General features: G+C 65.3%; 5 protein-coding genes. 4 read left to right on the top strand and 1 reads right to left on the bottom strand.

What is annotated here, in order from left to right; all coding sequences use genetic code 11:
- Positions 1-71: 71 nt before the first annotated feature.
- On the bottom strand, positions 72-1391 hold the full coding sequence (gene ugpB / locus AKL29_RS03875) for a sn-glycerol-3-phosphate ABC transporter substrate-binding protein UgpB (protein ID WP_028333801.1): 1320 nt from the start codon (positions 1389-1391) through the stop codon (positions 72-74).
- Positions 1392-1619: 228 nt separating this feature from the next.
- Here ugpB and AKL29_RS03880 point away from each other — a divergent pair, with 228 nt between their 5' ends.
- The 4 genes from AKL29_RS03880 to AKL29_RS03895 are packed head-to-tail and all read left to right on the top strand — an operon-like array spanning position 1620 to position 7129.
- Entirely contained in the window at positions 1620-2576 is a 957-nt protein-coding gene (locus tag AKL29_RS03880) for a TRAP transporter substrate-binding protein (protein ID WP_050383198.1), read from the top strand.
- Positions 2577-2610: 34 nt separating this feature from the next.
- On the top strand, positions 2611-4677 hold the full coding sequence (locus tag AKL29_RS03885) for a sensor histidine kinase (protein ID WP_028333803.1): 2067 nt from the start codon (positions 2611-2613) through the stop codon (positions 4675-4677).
- Entirely contained in the window at positions 4647-6395 is a 1749-nt protein-coding gene (locus AKL29_RS03890) for an ATP-binding response regulator (RefSeq protein ID WP_028333804.1), read from the top strand. Before AKL29_RS03885 ends, AKL29_RS03890 begins: the two co-directional genes overlap by 31 nt.
- On the top strand, positions 6392-7129 hold the full coding sequence (locus AKL29_RS03895; protein ID WP_028333805.1) for a response regulator: 738 nt from the start codon (positions 6392-6394) through the stop codon (positions 7127-7129). The genes AKL29_RS03890 and AKL29_RS03895 overlap by 4 nt, the downstream gene beginning before the upstream one ends.
- Positions 7130-7186 lie beyond the last annotated feature (57 nt).

A 7186-nucleotide genomic window follows, 5' to 3' on the forward strand; every position in this document is an offset into this window, starting at 1 on the left:
TCCCCACCCGCTTTGCTCTGCGAGCAAAGCGACCTCCCCTTTTCAAGGGGGAGGTAAGACAACGCATTCCCTCACCGGTCCGGATTGGCGCGCTCGAACTGGCGCAAGAGGCGGTTGCCGCGCTCGACGGCGTTGTCCATCGCGGCCTGCGCCGATCGCTTGCCGGCGAACACCTGCTCGAGCTCCTCCTCGATCACGTCGCGGATCAGGACGAACGAGCCGAGCCGGATGCCCTTCGAATTGTCGGTCGGTGGCTTCAGCGTCACCTCCTCGATCGAGATCGAGGCGCCGGGATTGCGATCGTAGAAACCCTGCGCGCGGGTCAGATCGAATGCGGCGCGGGTGATCGGCAGGTAGCCCGTGTTCTGGTGCCAGGTGGCCTGCACCTCCGGCCGCGACAGATAGGCGAAGAACTTCGCCACGCCGGCATATTCGGCGCGCGGCCGGTCGCGCAGCACCCACAGCGTCGCGCCGCCGATGATCGAGTTCTGCGGCGCGCCCTGCACGTCGGGTTCGTACGGCATCATGCCGTAGCCGACCTCGAATTTGGAATTGGCCTTGATGTCGGCGCGCGTGCCCGACGAGCCGATGAAGATGCCGCACTCGCCTTTCTGGAAGCGCGGCTCGGCCGCCTGCCCGCGGCCGCTGTAGTCGAAGGTCTTGTCGGCCTGCCACTGCGCGAGCTGCGCGATGTGGCGCACCACCAGCGGATTGTTGAAGATCAGCTGGGCGTCGAGCCCGGAAAACCCGTTGGCCTTGGTTGCGATCGGCAGGTTGTGGAAGGCGGAGAAGTTCTCGACATTGATCCAGGACGGCCATGACGTGGTCACGCCGCACATCGCGCCCGCCGCGCGCAGCCGCTTGGCCACGACGCCGAGCTCCGGCCAGGTCCTCGGCGGCACACTCGGATCGAGCCCGGCGGAGCGGAACATATCCTTGTTGTAGTAGAGGATCGGCGTCGAGGCATTGAAGGGGAACGACAGCATGTTGCCGTCGACATCGGCATAATAGCCGGCCACCGCGGGCAGATAGGCCGACGGCGCGAACGCCTCGGATTGATCGCGCATCAGCTCGAACACCGGATAGATCGCGCCGCGGGCCGCCATCATGGTTGCGGTCGCGATCTCGTTGACCTGAACGATCGCCGGCTGGCTGCGCGATCGGAAGGCGAAGATCGCCGCGGTGACGGTCTCGGTATAGTTGCCCTTGTAGGCGGGCACGATCCGGTAGTCGGATTGCGAGGCGTTGAAATCGGCGGCAAGCTTCTCGAGCTGCTTGCCGAGCTCGCCCGACATCGCGTGCCACCACATGATCTCGGTGGCCGCTCGCGCCGGCGACACAAGCAGAAGAGCCGCGATGACGAGGTGCAGGAGCTTAAAGGCGAGCTTCAAAGCGAACTTCACGACGAGCCGTTCCCGGATGCCAACACGCCCTCATAAGGCGCTACAACCGCAGATTCAACCGACACCGCAGGTTGCACCGCGGATTTAACGTTTGGCCGATGGCGAACCAGCGCCATTCTGCTAAAAATGCGTTGAACCTTTTCTTCCCGCCCTGGACACAAATCACAAGGGGAATAGTAGCCTGTGTACCGCCGCGCCGGCCTTTCGCGGATAACGATGCTTGCCGTCGCGCTGTCATGGGCAGCGGTCCCGGCGAGCGCTTTTGCGCGCGAATTCCGGACCGCGGATACCCAGAATGAGGACTATCCGACCGTCCAGGCGCTGAATTACATGGACCGCCTGATCGCTGAACGCACTGCCGGCCGGCACCGCATCGTGGTCTTCCATTCCCGCCAGCTCGGTGAGGAGAAGGAGACGCTGGAGCAGACCCGGGCCGGCGCTATCGACCTGAACCGGACCAATGTCGCGCTGATCGGGACAATGGTGCCGTCGGTCAACGTGCTGGCAATGCCGTTCCTGTTTCGATCGCCCGAACACCTGCAAACCGTGCTGGATGGACCGATCGGCAGCGAGATCCTGAACAGTCTCGGGGATCACGGCTTCGTCGGGCTGGCCTTCTACGATTCCGGCGCCCGCTCGATCTATAACAGCGTGCGCCCGGTGCGTTCGCTCGACGACCTCAAGGGACTGCGGGTGCGCGTGCAGCAATCCGAACGGATGTCGGACATGGTGCGCGCGCTCGGCGCCCAGCCGGTCCAGATGCCCTACGGCCAGGTGCTGACCGGATTCGCCACCGGGCTGATCGACGGCGCCGAGAACAACTGGGCGTCCTTCGTCACCACCGGTCACTATAAATATGCCGGCTACTACACGCTGACCCGGCACACTTTCAGTCCGGACGTGCTGCTGATGTCGCAAAAGGCCTGGGCCAGCCTCTCGCCGGAGGAGCAAACGATCTTCCGCGAGGCCGCGCAACGCTCCAGCGCCTACATGCGCGAGAGGTGGCGCGAGCTCGAGGAGCGCTCGCGCCAGCAGGCGGAGCTGGCCGGCGTCAAGATCGTGACCGACATCGACCGCAAGCCGTTCGAAGCCGCAATGGCCGGCATCTACGCCGAGGCCGAGCGCGATCCTGCGATATCGGCGCTGATCGAGCGCATCCGCAACATGGAGTAACCGGATCTTGGACGCACAACAGCAGGACGGGACTGTGCGACGGCGGGCGGCCTTCGGGCCGCAGGGCCGTTTCCGCATCGTCCAGTTGCTGCGTGCGGTCCCGATCCGCTGGCGCATCCTTTCGATCGCCCTGCTCAACTCCGCGGTCGTGATCGTGCTGGCGGTACTGATCTGGAACGGCTCGAAGGTGCTCGGCTCGGCCTGGGAGGATGTCCGCCAGGTGCGGGAATCCGACAAGATCCTGGCCAAGCTCGAAAGCGAGACCAGCCGTCTGCAGAACCTGATCCATCGCTACATCAACCAGCCGAGCCCGGATCTGTTCGCTGAAATCCTGCTGCTCCGCGAGGCCGTGCTCGGCACGCTGACCAACCGGGCCTCGACCGACCCGATGCTGTCAGGCTCGGTCGAGGAGCTGGAGCGCGTCACCAGCCGCTTCCTCGACGGCTTCGGCGAACTGCGCACCGTGCAGACCAGGATCGCCAAGACCTATGACGAGCAGGTGCTGTCGCCGACCAAGGACATGGCCGGGCTCTATTCGATCATCGAGGGCGCGACCGGCCATCGCGATGCGCTGATCTGGCCCGCGCTCGGCAAGTCGCGCGAAGCCTTCACCTCGCTGCTGGTTGCCGCCAACGCCTACTATCTCTCGCTTGCCTCCTCGTCGGCGGAGGAAGCCCGCCGCAACATCGATACGATCGAGCGGACGATTCCCGTCATGACCGATCTGGCCGAAAACGATCTGCAGCGCATGGCGCTGGCGCGGCTCAAGGTCAAGACCGCCGAGCTGCGCGACGGGCTCGGCAAGCTCAGCGAGCAGCTCACCAACCGCACCGATCTGCTGCGCAACTCGATCGACGCCAGCCAGGCGGATGCGATCGGCGCGATCGACGATCTCTCGGTGAAGATGCGCCAGCGCGAGCAGAAGGCGCAGGAGACGTTCGACAAGACGCTGACCTCGATCTCGCGCCGGGTGCTGTCGATTGCCGTGATCTTCCTCGGCGTCATCATGTCGGCCGGCGTCATGATCGCGCTGTCGATCCGGCTGCCGCTGGCGCAGATCATGGCCGCGATGCGCACCATCACCTCGGGGGACCTCGACCGGCCGGTGCAGGGCACGTCGGCCAAGGACGAGGTCGGCGCCATGGCGCGTGCGGTCGAAGTGTTTCGCGAAAACGCGATCGCCAAGCGGAAGACCGAGGACGAGCTGCGCACCGCCAAGGAGGAGGCCGAAAGCGCGCTGCTCGAGCTCAATACCGCACAGCAGAACCTGATCGATGCCGAACGCCTCGCGGCGCTCGGCGGCCTCGTTGCCGGCGTCGCCCACGAGGTCAACAACCCGATCGGCATCAGCCTGACGGTGGCCTCGAGCTTCGCCCGCCGCAGCGAGATGTTCGAGAACGATTTGAAGACCGAGCCGCTGCGCCGCTCCAAGCTCGACGAGTTCGTGCGCGCCTCGCGTGATGCATCGCAGCAACTGGTCTCGAACCTGACGCGCGCCGGCGAGCTGATCCAGTCGTTCAAGCAGGTCGCCGTCGATCGCTCGCATGCCGAGCGCCGCCAGTTCGCCTTGAGCGAATCCACCGACCAGATCGTGGCGAGCCTGCGGCCGGTGCTGAAGAAGGCCGCGATCGCGCTGTCGGTTGATGTGCCCGAGGGGCTCTTGATCGACGGCTATCCCGGCGCCTATGGGCAGATCTTAACCAATCTTTTCCTCAACGCCGTCAATCATGCCTTTGCCGATGGCCGCTCCGGCACCATCACCATCTCGGCGCGCGGGCGCGGCGCCGACGATGTGGAGATCATCTTCGCAGACGACGGGGCTGGCATGACGCCGGACGTGCAGCGGCAGGCGTTCGACCCGTTCTTTACGACGCGCCGCAACGAAGGTGGTACGGGCCTTGGCCTCCACATCGTCTATAACCTCGTCACCCAGCAGCTCGGTGGACGCATGATGCTGGAGTCAAGGGTAGGACAAGGCACCACTTTTCGCATTATCATGCCCAGGATCGCCAAGGGGGCTGCCAAAGGCGAGCCCACGATCGCTGACGCAGCAGCCGACGGAAGCAGTCAATGGCCGAACAGGACGATGTCCTCCAACTGATCGACGATACCGAGAGCCCGCCGGAGGACTCGTCGGCCCGGAAATGGAAGGTCGCCGTCATCGACGACGATCACGCCGTCCATGAAGGCACCCGCTTCGCGCTGAGCGACTACAACCTGAACGGTTCGACGCTGGAGATCCTCTCCGCCTACTCTGCGGCCGAAGGCCGCACGCTGATGCGGGACAACCCCGACATCGCTGCCGTGCTGCTCGACGTCATCATGGAGACCGACGTCGCCGGCCTCGAGCTCGTCGAGTTCATCCGCAACGAGATCAAGAACGAGACCGTGCGCATCATCCTGCGCACCGGCCAGCCCGGCCAGGCGCCGGAGCGGCGCGTCATCGTGCAATACGACATCAACGACTACAAGGCGAAGACCGAGCTCACCGCCGACAAGCTGTTCACGTCGCTGACGGCCGCGCTGCGCAGCTACCAGCAACTCGAGCGCATGGTGCAGACACGGCGCGGGCTCGAGATCATCATCGACGCGGCCTCGACGCTGTACGATTTCAAGTCGATGCAGCGGCTGGCCGAGGGCGTGCTGACCCAGCTCGCCTCGCTGCTCAACGTCGACTGCGCCGGCATTCTGGTGCTGCGCGACGACGGCAATTCGGCCGCGGCCGATTTCTCGGTGCTGGCCTGCTCGGGCTGCTACAGCCGCTTCATCGGCACCACCTCGTCAAAGGCGCTCGATCCGGACCTGCGGCACATGGTGGAGGAAGCATTCCAGCGCCGCAAGAACGAGTTCGCCGACCACCGCAGCGTGCTCTATTCGCGCACCGGCAGCGGCCGCGAGGTTGTGGTGCTGCTGCAGGCCGAGCGCCAGCTCTCCGACACCGACCGTGCGCTGGTCGAGATCTTCTCGAGCCGGCTTTCGATCGCGTTCGACAATGTGATCCTCTACCAGCAGCTGCACGAGGCCAACACCCAGCTCGAGGACCGCGTCGCGCAGCGCACCCGCGCCCTGATGCAGGCCAACCGGCGGCTCTCGGCGCAATGGCTGCGGCTGCAGCGCGCCAACGGCTTCAAGAACGAGATCCTCGGCACCGTCGCCCACGATCTGAAGAATCCCCTCGGCGTGATCCTCGGCCGCACCGAGATGCTGACCGAACTGATTGGCGCCGGCTCGCCGAAGGAAAACGTCACGTCGCAGGTCGAGCACATCCGCGACGCGACCAAGCGGCTGACCTCGATGGTCGACCATCTGATCTCGGACGCGATGGCCGATGCCTTCGACATCACCATCCGCCGCGAGCCGGTCGACGTCGCGGCCCTCGTCAACGAGGTCACCGAGGCCAATTTGCCTTCGGCCGTCAACAAGCAGCAGAGCATCTCGGTCTCGGGGCCGCAGCAATTCGTCACGATGTGCGACGCCGACCGGATTCGCGAGGCGATCGACAACCTCGTCAGCAACGCCATCAAGTATTCGCCGATCGGCGGCAAGATCACAGTCACGGTCAGCCATGAGGGCGACGACACCGTGATCCGGATCGCCGACCAGGGTCCCGGCCTCAGCCCCGAGGATCTCGGCCGGCTGTTCGGCCGGTTCCAGCGGCTGTCGGCCAAGCCGACCGCAGGCGAGAGCTCGACGGGCCTCGGCCTTTCCATCGTCAAGCGCATCATCGACATGCATGGCGGCCATGTGACCGCGCAGAGCCCGGGCCCCGGACAGGGGTCGACCTTTACGGTTACACTGCCGGCGACAGAGACATCATGAGCCAGAACCCGCATATCTTCATCGTGGACGATGAGGCGCCGGCCCGCGAAATGGTCGGCGATTACCTCAAGATGCACGGCTTCGGCGTGACGCTGTGCGACGGCGGCAAGAGCCTGCGCAAGGAGATCGAGGGCTGCACGCCCGATCTCGTGGTGCTGGACCTCAACATGCCCGAGGAAGACGGGCTGTCGATCATTCGCGACCTCAAGAGCAAGATCAACGTCCCCGTCATCATGCTGACAGCTACTGCCAGCCCGATCGACCGGGTGGTCGGGCTGGAGCTCGGCGCCGACGACTACGTGGCCAAGCCCTGCGAATTGCGCGAGCTGATGGCGCGCATCCGCTCGGTGCTGCGACGGAGCGGGCCGGCGAAAGCGGCGGCGCCGGAACCGGCGAGCGCCAAGGCCGAAAAGGAGCAGCTGGTGCGGTTCGGCACCAAATGGCTCGATCTCGAGGCCCAGGCGCTGCGCGACGACGAGGGCAACGAGCATCCGCTGACGGCGTCCGAATTCGGCCTCCTGAAAGTGTTCGCGGCCAACCCGAAGCGGGTGCTGTCGCGCGAGCGGCTGCTGGAACTCGCCAATGCGCGCGACGCGGAAGCCTTCGACCGCGCCGTCGACCTGCGCATCATGCGCATCCGCCGCAAGATCGAATTCGACCCGACCAAGCCGTCCGTGATCCGCACCATCCGCGGCGGCGGCTACCTGTTCTCGCCGACCGGCGACAAGGCGTAGCGCTGCGAAAGCCGTCCCGCCTCTCAACGTCGTCCTGGCGAAAGCCAGGAGGTAGAT

It is taken from the genome of Bradyrhizobium pachyrhizi (assembly GCF_001189245.1).
Classification (GTDB): domain Bacteria; phylum Pseudomonadota; class Alphaproteobacteria; order Rhizobiales; family Xanthobacteraceae; genus Bradyrhizobium; species Bradyrhizobium pachyrhizi.

Bases quoted from the DNA above. Each gene is read 5' to 3' on its own strand.
- AKL29_RS03880 (WP_050383198.1), top strand. From the start codon at position 1,620: ATGCTTGCCGTCGCGCTGTCATGGGCAGCGGTCCCGGCGAGCGCTTTT.
- AKL29_RS03890 (WP_028333804.1), top strand. From the start codon at position 4,647: ATGGCCGAACAGGACGATGTCCTCCAACTGATCGACGATACCGAGAGC.
- AKL29_RS03895 (WP_028333805.1), top strand. From the start codon at position 6,392: ATGAGCCAGAACCCGCATATCTTCATCGTGGACGATGAGGCGCCGGCC.